Below are 15,812 nucleotides of genomic sequence, written 5' to 3'. Positions count from 1 at the left end.
AATTGCGTACCACTGTAAATGCGGCGCGTGATTTTAAGGAAGGAATATAATATGAAGAAAATTTTTGCGATTGTATGTACAGTGCTCTTCTGTGGATTGATTTTTACGTCATTCAGTCCTTCATTGGACGGAAGGGCTGTGGTTGCTGAAGACGGCGTTATGCCGCAGGGCGTTTTTGCACGGACGGTAGGCTATCTTCCGGGCGACAGTATCAGCGTAACGAATCTTGCAAAAAAGACGACGGTCGATATTCTTGTAATCGGCGCGCTTGATCCTTCTGAAGGCGTTGCAATTCTTCTTTCCCCGGAGGCGGCAAGTCTTCTCGGGCTGGAGAAGGGCGGAAATAACGTTGTAAAAATTACAAAGCGTTCCGGTCAGCTTGATGAAACTGTAAGCGGAACTGCGGTTATCGGAGATTCAATTGAACAGGAGCCGGCGGCGGAAGAAACTTATTCTGCTCCTGAGACTTCAGTACCGGCTGTAGAAGATGAACCTGAGGTAGAAACTGTGCCGGCTATGGAAGAAACTTCGGAAAGTCCGGAAGATTTGATTTCTAAAGAAACACCGGCAGGGGAAGAGGTCGAAGCACCTTTGGAAACTGTTTCCGAATCAGAACCTGTTTATTCACCGGTGGAGGAAGCCTCCATTTTTGTGCCGGAGGAAAATACTTCTTCTGAACCGGCAGTCGATGAGCCTTTTGAAGAAATTACGGCAACGGAAGAACCGGAGGTTGTGGAAAAACTCCAGGAAACTGAACCTTTTGAAGAAACAGTAACGGAGGAACCTGCTGAAGAAATTGAATCTGAACGTATAGATGATGAGTTCCCTGCTGATGAAATTTCTGAAGAAACTCCGGCTGAAGCAGAAGTGATTTCTGACGAAGTTCCGGCAGAAACTGTATATGAAGAGCAGGTTGAAACATCTGTTCCTGATGAGGACTGTATTTCTCTTGAACCGTATTCCGAAGAAATCCCGGACGGAGAAGAGGCGGATGTAGAAAAAGCAGAGTCAGACATTCTTTCTGATATTCCGGCTGAAAGTGCAGGTGTCTCAGAGGCACTTGAAGACGATGAAAGTCCTGTACTGGAAGAATCTGTTTCTCCTGACGAACTTTCTGAACTTGCGCCGGAAGTTGTGGTTACGGAAGAAAACGCTCAGGCAGAAGAATTGTCAGAAGAAATAGCTGAAGAATATGAACCGATTGTACTTGTTCCGTCAGAGCCGAATCCGCCTGTGCAGAAAAGTGCCGTAGAGCCAGAACCTGAAGTTAAAGTTCTTGAATCTGTGCCGGTTGAGGCAGAAATCGCTTCTCCTTCTGCAAAAACTGGAAAGAAACCAACATCAGACGGATATAATTTTGATAAATATACCGTTCCGAGCCTTAAAAATCTTAAGAGCGGAAAATATTACGTTCAGATTGGAGTTTACGGCGACAAGGCAAACATAAAGGCAATAATTGATACTTATGCAGGAAAATATCCTGTTACGCTTGTACCGCTTGCAAGCGGAAAAGCAACGCAGGTTCTTATAGGACCTTTGAGCGTTGACGAGTACGGAACTGTACTGAACCGCTTTAAGAGCTACGGCTATAAAGACGCGTTCCTGCGTAAAATAAAATAGCAGAAAATGATGTAAAAAGGTGCATCTGGAGACAGGCGCACCTTTTTTTTTGAGCGGCGTCTTATAAAAAGTCCGTGCAGCTTTTCATCTGTTTTTCCCTATTTAAACTTTTTATAAATAGTGATACATTTAAGTAAAATTAAAGCCGAGCTTAATGCGCGACTATACTGTGAGGTTTTAAAATGGGTAAGAAAAATCTTGATTGGGCGAACCTGCCGTTTGGTTACATAAAAACAGACAGGCGTTTTGTTGCGAATTACAAAGATGGTGCGTGGGATTCCGGAAAGCTTATCAAAGATGACAAGGTAAAGATTTCTGAATGTGCCTGTGTCCTTCAGTATGCGCAGACTTGTTTTGAAGGTCTTAAGGCTTATACAACAAAAGACGGAAGAATCGTAACGTTCCGCCCGGATTTGAACGCCGAGCGTATGGAAAGCAGCTGCAAGCGCCTTGAAATGCCTGTTTTTCCGAAAGAACGCTTTGTAAAGGCCGTTATTGATACTATAAAAGCAAATATCAACTGGGTTCCGCCGTTTGGAAGCGGTGCTACGCTCTATGTCCGTCCGTATATGTTCGGCTCGAATGCCGTTATCGGCGTAAAACCTGCTGATGAATATCAATTCCGCATTCTTGTTACTCCTGTAGGTCCGTATTTTAAGGGCGGCGTAAAACCAATAACTGTCCGCATTTCTGATATTGATCGCGCAGCTCCTCACGGAACTGGCGATATTAAAGCCGGACTGAACTATGCTATGAGCCTTTACAACATCGTTGATGCACACAAAAACGGATTTGCAGAAAATATGTACACTGACCCTGCGACTCATACCTATATCGAAGAAACCGGCGGCGCAAACATTCTGTTCGTTACAAAGGACGGAAAACTTGTAACTCCAAAGTCTGGAAGCATTCTTCCTTCCATTACTCGCCGCTCTCTTGTTCAGGTTGCAAAAGATTATCTGCACATCGAAGTAGAGGAGCGCCAGATTAACAAGAACGAACTTTCTGACTTTGTTGAATGCGGCTTGTGCGGAACTGCGGCTGTTATTTCTCCAATCGGAAAAATCAATGACCACGGAAAAGAAATTCTATTGCCGTCCGGAATGGAGGAAATGGGACCTGTTCTTTCAAAACTGCGTGAAACGCTCACTGGAATTCAGATGGGAGAAATCGAAGCTCCGGAAGGCTGGATTTACGAAATAAAATAATAAAATCACCTCTGTGAATTATGCGGCTGCTCAAAAGGGCGGCCGTTTTTTATCGGTGAATGATTTTCCAGTCAATCTGCCCTGTTTTTGATTTAAAGCAGCGTACTTTGCACGGAAAGCGTTTTGCGTTCTGTGCAAAAAATAAAATGTCTGCGGCATAGGGACTTATTAAATCGTCCGGGTGGAATGAAAGTTCTGCCGTCTGCTCAGTACCGTCTGATTCAACACGGCTTAACGCGCCGTTAAAAAGTATGAGTGATTTTATAACCGGTTTTGAAATTGCGCTGTCTTTTCTTACTGAAAGTTTTTCGCATATAAAGTCAATCTGCATTTTTTCTATTGCCGTATGTGCTCGGCATTCTGCGCCGTTTTCCATAGCGCGCTCCTTGTACCAGCGGTAAAAATCTGCAAGAAACTGTGACGGACGCATATGAAAATACCGGCAGACAGCATTGAACCACGGAACTGCCCTTCCGTCATTGTAAAAAATTGTGCAGGCTGTAGAAAGTTCCTTCGCTTTCTGCAGGTCTTTTTCAGAAAATGCATCAGTTTTTATGACATTATACGGCGGCACCCTGCTGAATACTGAGCCTAATGACAATGCCGTTTCATAAAGTATCGTTCCGGGAAGTACGCTCAGGCAGAACGTTTCTACATTGTTCGGATACAGTCCGAGTGCAAAATCAAGGCTTTTTTTGAATCCTTCAAGCGTATCTTTCGGAAGTCCGTATATCAGGTCAAAGCCGAATACTGCGCCTTCTTCGTTCAGTAAGTTTATGTTTTTTACGAACTTTTTTTTGTCAAGCGAACGGTGTACATACCGCAGGATTTCCGGATCTGCGCTTTGAAGTCCTATCTGGATTGCGCACGGAATTTGCGTAAAGGCGCGGGCAAGTTCCCTGTCTATGAATTCGGCGCGCGCTTCAAAATAAAAGAACATTCCGGGCGCTTTCTGCCTGATAAGGCGGAGAAGCTGAAGCGCGCGTTTTTTGTCTGCGTTGTATGTCGGATCAAGGACGAATATCTGGCGCAGCTTTTTTTTGTTGAACAGTTCCAGTTCTTTTTCTATGCGTTCCATCGGAATGTAGCGCACTGTTTTTTCGCCTTTTGACTCGTAACAGTACGAACATTTGAACGGACAGCCGCGCGCAAGTTCCCAAAGCGCACCTTCATAGGCGGAAGGATCGAGCGTGCCGTCAAGATACGGGGAAGCAAGTTTTTCAAGTTCAGGCGGAAGAGCACGTGGAACAAAATCATTTTTTTCTTTTCCGGAACTGTTTTCATTTGCGCAGAATACACCCTGCACAGGCGTCATTTCTTCCGTTCTCCCTGCCTTCTGCTTTTCCAGAAAAAACAGAAGGTCCGGCACTGCGCATTCTCCCTCTCCGGCAACGCACCAGTCAAAATTCTTGAAAGATTGCGGCGAAGCAGTTACTTCCGGTCCTCCTGCAATAGTGATTAGCGACGGAAATCTTTTTTTCAAAAGTGCCGCAGTTTCTTCAAGTTCATTCCTGTTCCAGACGTAAACGCTGAAGCATACGTAATCCGGTGCGTCATTTCCAGTAATTTTTGCGGCAATAAATTCTTCCGGCTGTTTTTCGGGATAGCCGGACTCTTCCCTGCTTAAAGTCCTCAGTTCAACGGAAAATTTATCCTTAGTACGCGCATCGTTTTTTATTGCGCTTGCAATACAGGCGGCTCCAAGCGGAAGAGCCTGTGGCGAGTTTTCTATTAAAAGGGTAGTGCAGATTACAAGCGGCTTTTTCGTATTCATAGATTTTTACCACCGTTCAGCCGCTGCCCGGCACGCTTTTTCCCCGTCCATTGCAGAAGAAACAATGCCGCCTGCATATCCGGAACCTTCTCCGCAGGGAAAAAGTCCACTCAAAAAAGGGCTTTCGTACGTGCGTTCGTCGCGCAAAATTCGTACCGGCGTACTGGTGCGCGTTTCACTTGCAATCATCAGCGCTTCCCTGCTTATAAAGCCCTTCATATTTTTTTCAAAATCAAGAAACCCTTGTGAAAGCCGTCCGCTGATTTGCTCAGGAAGCCATAAATCAAGTCTGGACGGAACAAGTCCCGGTGTGTAGCTTGAAGGAACGAGTTTTTCAGAATCTTTTCCGTCAAGAAAATCTGTCATCATCTGAGCCGGCGCTTTCTGTCCGTTTCCGGCACGTTTTGTTTCCTTTTCTATATGATGACGGAAAAAAAGTCCTGCAAGCGCACTGCAACCTTCTTCCTCTGCTTTTTTAAAAAATTCTTCAGGAATGTCCTCCTGGCGGGTTTCAACCACGAAAGCGGCATTTGACCAGTTTGAATTCCGTCCTGATGCGCTCATTCCGTTTACGACGATAGAATCTTCCTCTGTCTGTGACGGTACTACAAATCCTCCCGGACACATACAGAACGAATAGACTCCGCGTCCTTCTATCTGTGCTGTAAGTCTGTATTCCGCCGCACCCATTCCTTCTATTTTTCCGTGATATTGAATTGAGTCGATTAGTTTTCGCGGATGCTCAACGCGGACTCCTATGGCAAACGTTTTTGCTTCAAGTGCTTCCGGGCAGATACTGGCAATAAGCGTATAGATGTCACTGGCAGAATGACCTGTAGCAAGAATGACTGAGTCTGCTTTGAATTCAGCCTGTTCTCCTGTGATGACGTTTTTTGCCGTTATTCCGGTGACTTTTTTTGCGCCGTCCAGTAAAAATCCGGTGCATTTTGTATGGAAGTGAAATTCTCCGCCCATCTCAATAATAAATTCTTTCATTGCATTTATGACAGCCGGAAGTTTTTCCGTTCCGATATGCGGATGTGCATCAGTAAGAATATCGGGATTTGCGCCGAATTTGGTAAAAATCTGAAGAATTCTGGTTATATTCCCGCGTTTGTTACTTCTCGTGTAAAGTTTACCGTCGGAAAAAGTACCTGCTCCTCCCTCACCAAAGCAGTAGTTCGAGTCCGGGTTTACGATACCAGCCGTACTTATTTTAGCAATGTCTTTTCTTCGTCCGGTTGTTTCATCACCTCTTTCAATGATAATAGGGGTAATCCCATATTCAAGCAGTGTGAGCGCGCCGAATAAGCCGGCCGGTCCTGCGCCTATAATAATGATTTTTTTGCTTCCGTCTGCTTTTTTCCATACCGGAAGTTCGCTTGTCCGTGTGTCGGCCGGCGTTTCCCCGATATATGCTTTGTAACGAAGGTGGAGCTTAAGCTGTCCGTGCCGTGCGTCAATTGACTTTTTTACAAAGACAAAAACTGTGTTGTTTCTGTCTGCTGAAATTCCGTTCTTTTTTAATTCCTTCATGCAGGACGCTTCTATAAAATCTTTATTTTTTTCGTCCTTTGGAAAGACTGTTATCGTAATTTCCTTAATCATTCGTTCAGTCTAGCGTTTTTTTTGCTTCCAGGCAATGAAAAAAATAGTAAGGAAATCCGCGGAATGATGCACTGTTTCTTTTTATTGCAATCTGTTAATATGGAAAAAAGAAAAATCAGTTCTGGACTGAAAAATGCAGGATGTCTGAAAAATCTGCGTTTTCATAAGTATTAAGTGAGGTTTATATGAAAAAATACGCCTGTGTAAAAGCCTTCGCATTCTTTGCGGCAACATTTTTTTTATGCACTGTTCTTTTTTCCTGTGGAAAAACGTCTTCCGTCGGAAAAGCCACTGAAAAAGAGAAAGCTGTTTATTCAAACTCCGCACCTGTTCCGCGGACGGCAAAAATGATGTCAGCGACAGCAGATTATCCCGTATATGCTGATATGCAGAATGTTTTTTTGCCCGAAGGTCCTGAAGCGGATTTTTCATCTGACGAAGCAGCGTTTTCTGGCAGTCCGGCTGATTTACAGGAAAGAAAGCTTGTTAAAACCGGTTCTGTAACGCTTGAGGTTGAAAGTCTTTCTGCGGCAGATTCTGCCATAGAAAAGTGGTGCGCATCTTTCAACGGATACATATCAGATTCATCTTCCTGGCAGACGAATGCAAACTATACGGTGAAAATTCCTTCCGGTCGTTTTGACGATGCGATGAAAACTGCTGGCAACCTTGGAATCCTTAGGGAACACAGTATTTCTACGAAGGATGTGACCGAGCAGTTCTACGATTTGCAGACGCGTCTTTCAAATAAAAAAGTTATGCGTGATAATCTTCGGAAATATCTTTCGCAGGCAAAAGATGTAAAGGATATGCTCCAGATAGAAAAAGAACTAAATTCCGTTCTTTCTGACATTGAGTTTATGGAAGGAAGAATGAAACGGCTTTCAAATCAAATTGACTATTCTACAATATCAGTTTCCGTGCAGCTGCCGTACGGAAAGACCGAAACAGGTTTTTCTTTTCCTGATGCAGGAGAGGGAACAAGAAAATTTATTTCCAACACCGTTTCGTTCTTTTTGCTGTGCATTACCAGCCTTTTCTATGTGATTGTTTGCGGAATTCCTGTTCTTGCCGTACTAGGATTTTTATTCTGGCTTCTCTGGGGTAAAATCGGGCTTTTGAAAAAACTATATCGCTGGCTTTCAAAATAAAAAGTGCAAATTTTCACACCCTAAGGTATAATAACTGTCGGGAGGCATGCTGAAAGCGGCCAGGGAGGTGTCTTATGGGTGGAGAATTGACTCTTGATGTGCTTTACAATAATAAATTCTGTCAATATGTGAAGCATCACAACAGATTTTTTGACGTTGTCTTTAATGACCTTATTGCACAAATCCGCAAAGCTGGCAGTGACGAAAACCTGATTGCGGAAAAATGCAACGGTCATATTTTTTATGATAAAGAACCGCTGTATGATTATGATCTTGTAACCGTCTGTCTTTATGGCATAAGGTACAGTGATTTTATAGGATATCTGTCTGGATGCCAGGAAGAGGATGTAAAGGAATATCTTAAGAACCTTAGAAAAGAAGCTCTTGAGGCAATTTCTGTCGTTGAACTAGAATATTATACAATGCACAATGCTCATTATATTTCAAAGGTATTTTACTGCCTTCGTCCTGGTCAGACAGAATATTCTGCTGAGGATATCAGAGAACTTGAATCTTACGGAGTGCTGACTACTGACCGTATCAGGGAGGTTGTTTAAGGGAACTGTTGCGGATACGGACTATATCGACTGTAGAATTGTAGAATTTTTTATTTTCGGGCGACAAGAACTGCCGTTCGTGCGTGTTGATTGTACGGAGCGCCGTCAAAATCCCCGCAGATTTCTACCGTTTTAAATCCTGCTTTAAGCATCATAGTACGAAGTTCTGTTGCAGAATAAAGGCGCTGTACAAATTCGTGAGTATAGGAATTTCCTTTTTCATCTGTAACTGTCCAGTTTGAGCAAAGTCCTTCCCAAGCGCCTTCTACGTAAAAATGCGTTTTTACGTTAAGACCGTTCCGTTCGAAGTCTTCTCCTTCTGTAAAATACAGGATTGCAGTTTCCCGGCAGGTAGTTTCCAGTATGAATGTTCCGCCTTTTTTTACGGCGCGTGCAATATTCTTTAGAATGGAAAAATCTTCTTTTATTGTGCTGCAATACCCGAACGAAGTAAAAAGATTTACGGCGCAGTCGAAGCGATGCTGCGGTTTAAAATAACGCAGGTCTTTCTTCACAAGCGTTATGTGCAGTCCTTCGTCGTCTGCGCTTTCCTGTGCGGCATTAAGTTCGCTCTGGATAATATCTACACCTGTTACGTCCATTCCAAGCGCGGCAAGTGAAATAGTTATTCTTCCCGGACCGCAGCCTGCATCAAGAACAGTATTTCCTTTTTCAAGGCGTGCGATTTTTACGATATGTTCTGCAACGACAGGTGCTTCTGCCCAGCGTGAGCCGTCGAACATTACCGGAGCAAATCGCATCCAGAATTCTTCGTTTTCAAACCACTGTTTTTCAGTTTTTTTCATGAGGAAATACTACCACTTCACAAGTTTTCATTCTATACCGTAACGGCTGTCAGTATATAGTTTGAGTAAAATTCTGTGCCAGAAGGCTGTAATGCGAACTGATACGGAATTTTTCTAAGAATTAAACATTATAAAATCCGGTATTTTCATTGTAAGCGAATTGTTTATGTAAATACGTTTTTTAGGCTCGCCGGAAAGTACGATTTCGAAAGCATGTGAAACAGTCTGATAGCCAGATGCTTTTGCCTCTGCCGTAAATGTGAACTTCCGTATTTCATTTTCTTTTGAAGCAGGTATTGATTCCGGCCAGAAAGAGAACGAACCTTTTGTTGATTTGTATGTCCTGCAAGGATTAGGCCAGGAAAAATCCTGCATAATTACAACGCCGTTTTTTGATTTCAGAGTAATTTCTGCATCAATAACCGGTTCGAATGTAGAGCCGTCATAAACGCTTCCGTTAAGCACCGGAAAATTAAAGAACGGCTGCTGTTCGTTCTGACTGGACATTGCAATAAGATTTGAAGAAAGCTTATGGTACGGGCGCTGTACTGAATTTATTATTCTTATCGCTTCGACGGCAAGTGCGTCTACGTCTGCCCTGAGCTGGCTGTTATTCAGTACCTGTGATGAATAAACAGCGCCTCTTCCAGACACTACGTAGTGAGGTGCAACCCGGTTCAGAACGTAACTGATTGAATCAAGAATGCAGCTTTCGCAGCTGCAGGTAAGCCAAGGCGATTCTTTTTCCTTCAACTGCCTGTATATGTCGCGTACCCTGTCTGACACATATTCTTCCATCTGATTATGTACGTTCATAATGCACTTGCTCCTTTTATACATAGAATTAGATTTGTTTTATTATACCACTGTTTTTGAAAAATCGCATTACAGGATAAAATAATTGTTCTTAAAATGCGTAAAATATGGTATACTGTTCCGTATGCGACAGAATTTATTGATAAAAAGTATCTGTGCAGTCTTTTGCATACTGCTGTTTTTTTCCTGCTCAAATTCACAGAGCCTTGAGGCTGCTAATTTAACAGAAGAAACGCTGAAAAATGCTGCCGCACAAAAAGACAGTGAACTTCTTTGGACTCGTGAACTTGAAAGTGTCCGGCTTACGCGTGATTATTCAAAAAATGTTGCTGCTGCAAAGAATTTCAAGCTTTCTCCGGGAGCAATTTCAGTTGCGAATACAAATGCAGATTCCGTTTATCCGTGCCTTCCTGATTTCGGCAGTCTGGATAATTCTTCGCTTTCAACAGAACTGACTGCTTTTCTGGAGTCGTTTTGCAATGAAATTGCGCTGTGGAATTTAAATGCGGTGAAAATGGAACAGGATTCAGAATTTTCCCTTGTTCTATTTAAATATGACGTGGAGGGAAACTGGCTTTCTGTGTACGGAAGGCCGTTTCCGGTGGCGAAGCCTGCGGTGGCGGAAAACAGTTCGGAAGTTCCGGATGGTGGGAGTGCATCGGAAGAGAAAAAACGGCTGTTTTCAGACTGGCTTTATGGAATGCCGTTTTTTGACGGAGATTCAGTGCTTGTTCCGATTAGGTTTACAAGTTCTTTCGGAACGCTTGATGTGTCCGTGTATGTATGTACCGGTTCTGCTTTTGCCGTCCGCCAGATTGAAATACAGAAAATGCAGTAGATGAAAAAACGTTTTGCAGGACAGAAACTGTTTTTACAAAGGTGCGCTATATAAAAAACGCTGAAACGGCGCATCTTTAATATAACTGAAGTTTTCGTTGCGAACTTTAGTATCAACTGCCGCTTTCGTTGGAAACTTGCGTTGCAAGTTCATTTCTTTGCTAAGCGGCTTAAAATGGGAGATATTTTATGGAAAAGACAAAACTTTCCGGCATTGAAAGGGAACTTGTACTTCAGTATTTGATAGACGGTAATGTTCCCGTTACGATAACTCCTGTTGAAAATTCCACTGCGGAATCGGACGGAAAAATTCATCCGCTGAATTCCGCTGTTTTTCCGGTGGCTTTAAATGCGGGGCAGATATCTGTTCTGAAAGAGGGAATTATTCTCTTGAAAAATCCGCCTAAGACTGTTTCCGCATTCCTTGATAAAGAAGTAAAGGTTGAATTTTATTTTAACCGCGTCGGACTGTTTTTCATTACAAGACTGAAAGCTGTTTCTGCCGGTTCTGCGCTTGTAATTCCGGCGGAAATAAATCGTATTCAGGATGTTGAGGTTCAGCAGAAGTATGATTTTTCTGCCGTTCTTCATTATGCGGTTCAGAACGGAAGCATTCAGGAATTTTCCTGTGTTCCGGCTCAGGGATTTCAGCTTTTTTCCCGCCCCGTATGGAGTTCAATCAGCCTTGAAAATCAGAAAAAAGCAAAAGAATATCTTGAATTATTTGTATCGTCTGCAAAGGAAACCGGAAAAGCAGGAAACGGAATTCAGCTTGTAAATGTCTGCCGTTATGTTGCGGAGGAACAGCCGGAAGTTTTTGAAGCAGTGCAGGGCAGGGTGAAGCCGTTTGACATTCTTTTTGTAAATCACGAACGAATTGTGCTTGGCTTTCGCAAAAATGAAGCGGTGCAGCTCAGCGCAGGCTGTGAATATGACATAACGATGAAATTCTCCCTGAAAAGTACGCCTTCCATTACTCGGGATATTGCCGTTTCCTGTTGTGCTGATTTTGTGTATTCCGACAGTGACGGAACGAAATTCTGCGCGGACTGCTCGTATACAAAACTTCAGGAGGAAGACTGCCGCTTCCTGTATGAAAAAGCTACTAGCCTTCTTTTCATATAATGCTATAATTCCGGAACTATGACTTTTCCTGCACGCAGTTCTTTTGGATAGACAGTGATTCCCAATTTTTTTTCCAGAAGTGCGTAATTTCTCATTTCGTATTCATCTCCGATAAGAACGTTTATGCCTTTCTTTCCTGCACGGGCTGTCCGTCCTGCGCGATGGATAAAAAAGTCTGTGTCGTCCGGTAAATCCATCTGGATGATATGCGTTACGTTCTGAATGTCAAGACCGCGTGCGCTCAGGTCACTTGTAATCAGGATTTTTATTTTTCCGCTCTTAAAACGGTCTATTGCCGCCTTGCGAAGCTGCTTGTCTGTTTTTGCATGAAGAGCCGTACATTCGATTTTTTTATATTTGAGTTTTGAATAGATGTTTTCTACCTGGTCAGCGCGGCTTGTAAAAACAAGAGCCTTTGAAGGATTTTCTGCAATGATTAGTTTTCGGAGTGTTTCTATTTTGTCCCGGTTTTCTGCGTAAATTGCCCAATGCGTAATGTTCTTTGTAAGTACGTTTTCTGCAGGGAGAAGCAGCAGTTCACAGTCAGAAAAGAATTTTTTTGTGCTCGAATCGACTGTCGCCGTACATGCAATTTTCTGTACGTTCTCCGGCATTGAAAGAACCAGCGAGCGTGATTCGTCATATAGTTCCTTTTTTACAAGCCGGTCTGCTTCGTCAAAAACTATTGCAAAAATATGCTGCGTTTTCAGTTTCTTCAGCCGGATAAGCTCAAGCAGGCGAGCCGGCGTTCCGATTACAATCTGCGGTTTTTCTTTAAGAGTTTCCAGCTGTCGTTTAATCGGTGCTCCGCCAATGAAAAGTGCTGTTTTTATGTTGCTTACAGCCATTGCAGTCTGCTTTATTTGCGAAGCAAGTTCGAAAGTCGGCGCACAGATAATGACGAGTACCGGGCGCTCGTTCGGAGATGTTTCTGCATTATTTTCTATAATTCTTTGTAAAAGTGGCAGAAGATACGCAAATGTTTTTCCTGTTCCTGTTTCAGACTGAAAGACAATGTTTTTTTTTGCAGAAACAGCCGGAATTACCTGCTCTTGAACTTTTGTTGGAGTTGTAAACGAAAGCTGCTCAAGTTTTTCCTGTAGTCCGGCAGGCAGCGTATTGAACGGAGTTTTTTCTAACATATTGGTAAGTATAGCACAGGCATTTTTTTTATGCTATAATCAAACGATTATGAAAATTGGAATAGATACTTTTGGCTGTGATCACGCCCGTTCCGGTCTTGGAACGTATTTGTTTTCGTTTGCGGCTCATTTATCAGAAGCTTCTGACGTTCAGACTGAATTATTCGGTTCGCAACTTGACCGGTTCACCTATACTTCTGGAAAAGATATTTTGTATAATCCTGTGAATGTTGCAAACAGCCTTCATTCTGAACGCCTGTGGCATTTTACTTCCAGCGGGAAATTTTTTGCTTCACAAAAATATGACGCCGTTCTTTTTCCTGCACCGGAGCGCGTTCTTCCCGTTTCATTCAAGACTCCGGGTGTTGCCGTTGTGAACAGCATTCTTTCAAGTCAGATAGAAGGAAACTGTGACTGGACTCAGAAACTGCAGATAAAGCGCGGATTGTATAAAATCCAGAAAATCATTGCGGCAAGTCATTATATAGCTTCTGATTTAGTAAATCACGGAGTCAGTGCAGATAAGATTGAAGTCGTTTATAATGGAATTGACCATAAGCTGTTCTTCCCTGCCATTGATTTTGATGATGATATTGTTGACATCAAGCCGTTTGCCATCCGCCGTCCGTACTTTATTTACGGTTCGCGACTTTCCGGACCTGAAAAAAAGCACGTTGAGCTTATCAAGGCATTTTCTCTGTTCAAGGAAAAGACAAAACTTCCGCATCGCCTTGTAATCGCCGGAAGTGACGGTCCGTATTCTGCGGAAGTTCATAAAGCTGCATTTGAATCTCCGTTTGCATCTGATATTTTCCTTACCGGCTATTTTCCGCATGAAAATTTTGCGCAGCTGTATTCAGGTTCAGACGGCTGTATTTTTCCGTCCGAAGCTGAGGGAGTAGGGCTTCCTGTTCTTGAAGCTATGGCGACCGGCGTTCCTGTTGCCTGTTCGTCTGCGTGTGCGCTTCCGGAAATTGCCGGCGATGCTGCACTTTATTTTAATTCAAACAATATAGAAGAAATTGCGCTCTGTATGGAAAAAATAGTTTCTGATTCTGCACTGAAAGCTGATATGGTAAAAAAAGGTCTTGAACATTCAACCTGTTTCAGCTGGGAAAAAACAGTTTCACAAACATTTGATGTAGTGCGCCGTCTTGTCGGAATGCAATAATATTTCTGTAAGCTGTAAGATGCTGAAAAAAGGACTGCCGGACATACAAAGTATGACCCGGCAGTCCTTTTAATTTAACGTTTAATGATAAAATGATTTAAGCAATCTGCTGTACTTTTACAAGGGAATTGACGTTCAGCTTTTCTTTGGATTCAACTACCTCTTTTGTTATAGTAAGCGATTTCTTTCCTTTTATGCTTGGTATTTCGTAGGAAATGTCAAGCAGGAATTTTTCTACGATTGCACGAAGACCGCGCGCACCTGTTTTCTGCCGGATAGCTTCATCTGCAATAGCTTCGATTGCATCCGGTGTAAATTCCAGTTCAAGGTCATCAAGCGCAAATGATGCCTTAAACTGTTTGGTGATTGCATTTTTCGGTTCTGTAAGAATGGAAATCAAATCATCTTTTGAAAGTTCTTTCAGGGCAACTGTAATCGGCATACGTCCGATAAGTTCCGGAATAATTCCGAATTTTACCAGATCGTCCGGTGTAACCTGATTGAGAAGGTCCATTCTCTGTTCCTCTGTAATTTCTCCGATGTTAGAACCGAATCCCATAGAATGTTCTGCCGTGCGCTGTTCAATAATTTTATCAAGACCGACGAATGCTCCGCCTAAAATAAATAGAATGTTCGTCGTATCTATAGTAATCATTTCCTGATTAGGATGTTTTCTTCCGCCCTGCGGAGGAACGCTTGCTGTAGTTCCTTCAATGATTTTCAAAAGCGCCTGCTGTACGCCTTCTCCGCTTACGTCACGGGTGATGGACGTATTTTCGCTTTTTCTCGCGATTTTATCAATTTCGTCAATGAAAATAATTCCGCGCTCTGCCGCAGCAACGTTTCCGTCCGCAGCATTGATGAGCTTGAGAAGAACGTTCTCTACGTCTTCTCCTACATATCCGGCTTCAGTGAGCGTCGTTGCATCTGCAATGGCAAACGGAACGTTCAGTTTCTGTGCAAGCGTTTTTGCAAGCAGTGTTTTTCCAGAACCCGTAGGACCTACAAGAAGAATGTTTGATTTTTCAATCTTTACTTCCGCATTTTTCTGCTCCGCTTTAGGCACTGACATACGTTTGTAATGATTGTAAACTGCAACAGAAAGTACCTTTTTTGCAAGATCCTGACCGATAACATACTGGTCAAGATATTCCTTGAATTCTTTTGGAGTAGGAACGTCCGTCAGGTTTATCGGAGTAAGGTTAAGTTCTTCCTCGTCAAGAATGCTCTGGCAGACGGCGATACAGTTGTTGCATATATGAATGTTCCCTGACGGTCCTCCGACAAGCCGCCGTGTTGAATCAGCTGGCTTTCCGCAGAACGAGCAGTAGTTCGTATCATTGCCAAATCGTTTCATTATTTCTTTCTCCTGTCCATTACGTGGTCAACAATGCCGTAGTTCAATGCGTCCTGCGCAGTCATATAGAAATCACGCTCCATATCGGCGGCAACAACGTCGGCACTTTTGCCGGTGTGCTCGGAGAAATGGTGTATTGTAAGTTCTTTCAGACGTTGTATTTCCCGTGCCTGAACGGAGATGTCGCTTTCCTGACCTTCTACGCCGCCCCACGGCTGGTGAATCATCACTCTTGATGACGGAAGCGCATACCGTTTTCCTTTTGAACCGCCGGCAAGCAGAAATGCTCCCATTGATGCGGCCTGACCAAGGCAGATTGTCTGAACCGGACATTTTACGTACTGCATTGTATCATAAATTGCAAGACCAGCCGTTACTGAACCGCCCGGCGAATTGATGTAAATACTGATGTCTTTGTCAGGATTTTCTGATTCAAGGAAAAGAATTTGTGCAACCACAAGATCAGCCGTAGTGTCATTGATTTCACCGTCAACAAATATGATTCTGTCTTTTAAAAGCCGTGAAAATATATCATAGCTTCTTTCACCGTTTCCGCTGCGTTCCACAACATAAGGAACTAAAGTATTCATTTTTTCGTTCATATTATTTCCTACATAAAAATATAATACAAAAACATCAT

At 43.0% G+C, this 15,812-nt stretch carries 14 protein-coding genes; 7 read left to right on the top strand and 7 right to left on the bottom strand.

Annotation, left to right across the window (positions count from 1 at the left end):
- The first annotated feature begins 51 nt into the window (after window positions 1–51).
- Both B5D55_RS05660 and B5D55_RS05655 read left to right on the top strand, forming a co-directional pair.
- Complete coding sequence (locus tag B5D55_RS05660; protein ID WP_078933033.1) at window positions 52–1,620, top strand: SPOR domain-containing protein; 1,569 nt, start codon at window positions 52–54, stop codon at window positions 1,618–1,620.
- 182 nt (window positions 1,621–1,802) lie between these two features.
- Window positions 1,803–2,828, top strand: a complete 1,026-nt coding sequence (locus tag B5D55_RS05655) for a branched-chain amino acid aminotransferase (RefSeq protein WP_078933032.1) — start codon at window positions 1,803–1,805, stop codon at window positions 2,826–2,828.
- A gap of 49 nt (window positions 2,829–2,877) precedes the next feature.
- Here B5D55_RS05655 and B5D55_RS05650 read toward each other — a convergent pair whose 3' ends face one another.
- Both B5D55_RS05650 and B5D55_RS05645 read right to left on the bottom strand, forming a co-directional pair.
- Window positions 2,878–4,602, bottom strand: coding sequence for a B12-binding domain-containing radical SAM protein (locus tag B5D55_RS05650; RefSeq protein WP_078933031.1), 1,725 nt, complete (start codon window positions 4,600–4,602; stop codon window positions 2,878–2,880).
- A gap of 6 nt (window positions 4,603–4,608) precedes the next feature.
- Complete coding sequence (locus B5D55_RS05645; protein ID WP_078933030.1) at window positions 4,609–6,210, bottom strand: NAD(P)/FAD-dependent oxidoreductase; 1,602 nt, start codon at window positions 6,208–6,210, stop codon at window positions 4,609–4,611.
- 185 nt (window positions 6,211–6,395) lie between these two features.
- On the opposite strand from B5D55_RS05645, the gene B5D55_RS05640 reads away from it, so the two are divergent.
- A complete protein-coding gene (locus tag B5D55_RS05640; RefSeq protein ID WP_078933029.1) occupies window positions 6,396–7,361 on the top strand; it encodes a DUF4349 domain-containing protein in 966 nt (321 codons plus the stop codon).
- 74 nt (window positions 7,362–7,435) lie between these two features.
- Window positions 7,436–7,918: a hypothetical protein gene (locus B5D55_RS05635; protein WP_078933028.1), complete on the top strand. Its 483-nt coding sequence runs from the start codon at window positions 7,436–7,438 to the stop codon at window positions 7,916–7,918.
- Window positions 7,919–7,968: 50 nt separating this feature from the next.
- Here B5D55_RS05635 and B5D55_RS05630 read toward each other — a convergent pair whose 3' ends face one another.
- Window positions 7,969–8,724: a class I SAM-dependent methyltransferase gene (locus tag B5D55_RS05630; protein ID WP_078933027.1), complete on the bottom strand. Its 756-nt coding sequence runs from the start codon at window positions 8,722–8,724 to the stop codon at window positions 7,969–7,971.
- A 114-nt stretch (window positions 8,725–8,838) separates the two neighbouring features.
- The gene (locus B5D55_RS05625) at window positions 8,839–9,540 is read right to left on the bottom strand and encodes a late competence development ComFB family protein (RefSeq protein WP_159446165.1); all 702 of its coding nucleotides are present in this window, start codon (window positions 9,538–9,540) and stop codon (window positions 8,839–8,841) included.
- Window positions 9,541–9,664: 124 nt separating this feature from the next.
- On the opposite strand from B5D55_RS05625, the gene B5D55_RS05620 reads away from it, so the two are divergent.
- Window positions 9,665–10,378: a hypothetical protein gene (locus B5D55_RS05620; protein WP_143593226.1), complete on the top strand. Its 714-nt coding sequence runs from the start codon at window positions 9,665–9,667 to the stop codon at window positions 10,376–10,378.
- A gap of 188 nt (window positions 10,379–10,566) precedes the next feature.
- On the top strand, window positions 10,567–11,502 hold the full coding sequence (locus B5D55_RS05615) for a hypothetical protein (RefSeq protein WP_078933024.1): 936 nt from the start codon (window positions 10,567–10,569) through the stop codon (window positions 11,500–11,502).
- A 2-nt stretch (window positions 11,503–11,504) separates the two neighbouring features.
- Here the strand turns inward: B5D55_RS05615 and B5D55_RS05610 are convergent, their stop codons facing one another.
- Window positions 11,505–12,644 carry a DEAD/DEAH box helicase gene (locus tag B5D55_RS05610; RefSeq protein WP_078933023.1) on the bottom strand — a complete coding sequence of 380 codons (1,140 nt, stop codon included), beginning with the start codon at window positions 12,642–12,644 and terminating at the stop codon, window positions 11,505–11,507.
- A 49-nt stretch (window positions 12,645–12,693) separates the two neighbouring features.
- Between B5D55_RS05610 and B5D55_RS05605 the strand changes: the two genes are divergently transcribed.
- The gene (locus tag B5D55_RS05605; protein WP_078933022.1) at window positions 12,694–13,815 is read left to right on the top strand and encodes a glycosyltransferase family 4 protein; all 1,122 of its coding nucleotides are present in this window, start codon (window positions 12,694–12,696) and stop codon (window positions 13,813–13,815) included.
- 97 nt (window positions 13,816–13,912) lie between these two features.
- Here B5D55_RS05605 and clpX read toward each other — a convergent pair whose 3' ends face one another.
- Together clpX and clpP are read right to left on the bottom strand one after the other, a co-directional pair.
- Window positions 13,913–15,172 carry an ATP-dependent Clp protease ATP-binding subunit ClpX gene (gene clpX / locus B5D55_RS05600; protein WP_078933021.1) on the bottom strand — a complete coding sequence of 420 codons (1,260 nt, stop codon included), beginning with the start codon at window positions 15,170–15,172 and terminating at the stop codon, window positions 13,913–13,915.
- Window positions 15,172–15,774 (bottom strand): ATP-dependent Clp endopeptidase proteolytic subunit ClpP, encoded by a 603-nt coding sequence (gene clpP / locus B5D55_RS05595; protein ID WP_078933020.1) that lies wholly within the window; start codon window positions 15,772–15,774, stop codon window positions 15,172–15,174. Before clpP ends, clpX begins: the two co-directional genes overlap by 1 nt.
- Window positions 15,775–15,812: the final 38 nt, after the last annotated feature.

This window comes from Treponema porcinum (assembly GCF_900167145.1).
GTDB classification, from domain to species: domain Bacteria; phylum Spirochaetota; class Spirochaetia; order Treponematales; family Treponemataceae; genus Treponema_D; species Treponema_D porcinum.
Note: the sequence above shows the minus strand (reverse complement) of the source record. Positions and strands in the feature narration are given on the sequence as shown.

What these genes read in the sequence shown, in the direction of transcription:
- B5D55_RS05640 (WP_078933029.1), top strand. Translation starts at nt 6,396, where the DNA reads ATGAAAAAATACGCCTGTGTAAAAGCCTTCGCATTCTTTGCGGCAACA.
- B5D55_RS05620 (WP_143593226.1), top strand. Translation starts at nt 9,665, where the DNA reads ATGCGACAGAATTTATTGATAAAAAGTATCTGTGCAGTCTTTTGCATA.
- clpP (WP_078933020.1), bottom strand. Translation starts at nt 15,774, where the DNA reads ATGAACGAAAAAATGAATACTTTAGTTCCTTATGTTGTGGAACGCAGC.
- B5D55_RS05660 (WP_078933033.1), top strand. Translation starts at nt 52, where the DNA reads ATGAAGAAAATTTTTGCGATTGTATGTACAGTGCTCTTCTGTGGATTG.
- B5D55_RS05625 (WP_159446165.1), bottom strand. Translation starts at nt 9,540, where the DNA reads ATGAACGTACATAATCAGATGGAAGAATATGTGTCAGACAGGGTACGC.
- B5D55_RS05635 (WP_078933028.1), top strand. Translation starts at nt 7,436, where the DNA reads ATGGGTGGAGAATTGACTCTTGATGTGCTTTACAATAATAAATTCTGT.
- B5D55_RS05615 (WP_078933024.1), top strand. Translation starts at nt 10,567, where the DNA reads ATGGAAAAGACAAAACTTTCCGGCATTGAAAGGGAACTTGTACTTCAG.
- B5D55_RS05630 (WP_078933027.1), bottom strand. Translation starts at nt 8,724, where the DNA reads ATGAAAAAAACTGAAAAACAGTGGTTTGAAAACGAAGAATTCTGGATG.
- clpX (WP_078933021.1), bottom strand. Translation starts at nt 15,172, where the DNA reads ATGAAACGATTTGGCAATGATACGAACTACTGCTCGTTCTGCGGAAAG.
- B5D55_RS05605 (WP_078933022.1), top strand. Translation starts at nt 12,694, where the DNA reads ATGAAAATTGGAATAGATACTTTTGGCTGTGATCACGCCCGTTCCGGT.
- B5D55_RS05645 (WP_078933030.1), bottom strand. Translation starts at nt 6,210, where the DNA reads ATGATTAAGGAAATTACGATAACAGTCTTTCCAAAGGACGAAAAAAAT.
- B5D55_RS05655 (WP_078933032.1), top strand. Translation starts at nt 1,803, where the DNA reads ATGGGTAAGAAAAATCTTGATTGGGCGAACCTGCCGTTTGGTTACATA.
- B5D55_RS05610 (WP_078933023.1), bottom strand. Translation starts at nt 12,644, where the DNA reads ATGTTAGAAAAAACTCCGTTCAATACGCTGCCTGCCGGACTACAGGAA.
- B5D55_RS05650 (WP_078933031.1), bottom strand. Translation starts at nt 4,602, where the DNA reads ATGAATACGAAAAAGCCGCTTGTAATCTGCACTACCCTTTTAATAGAA.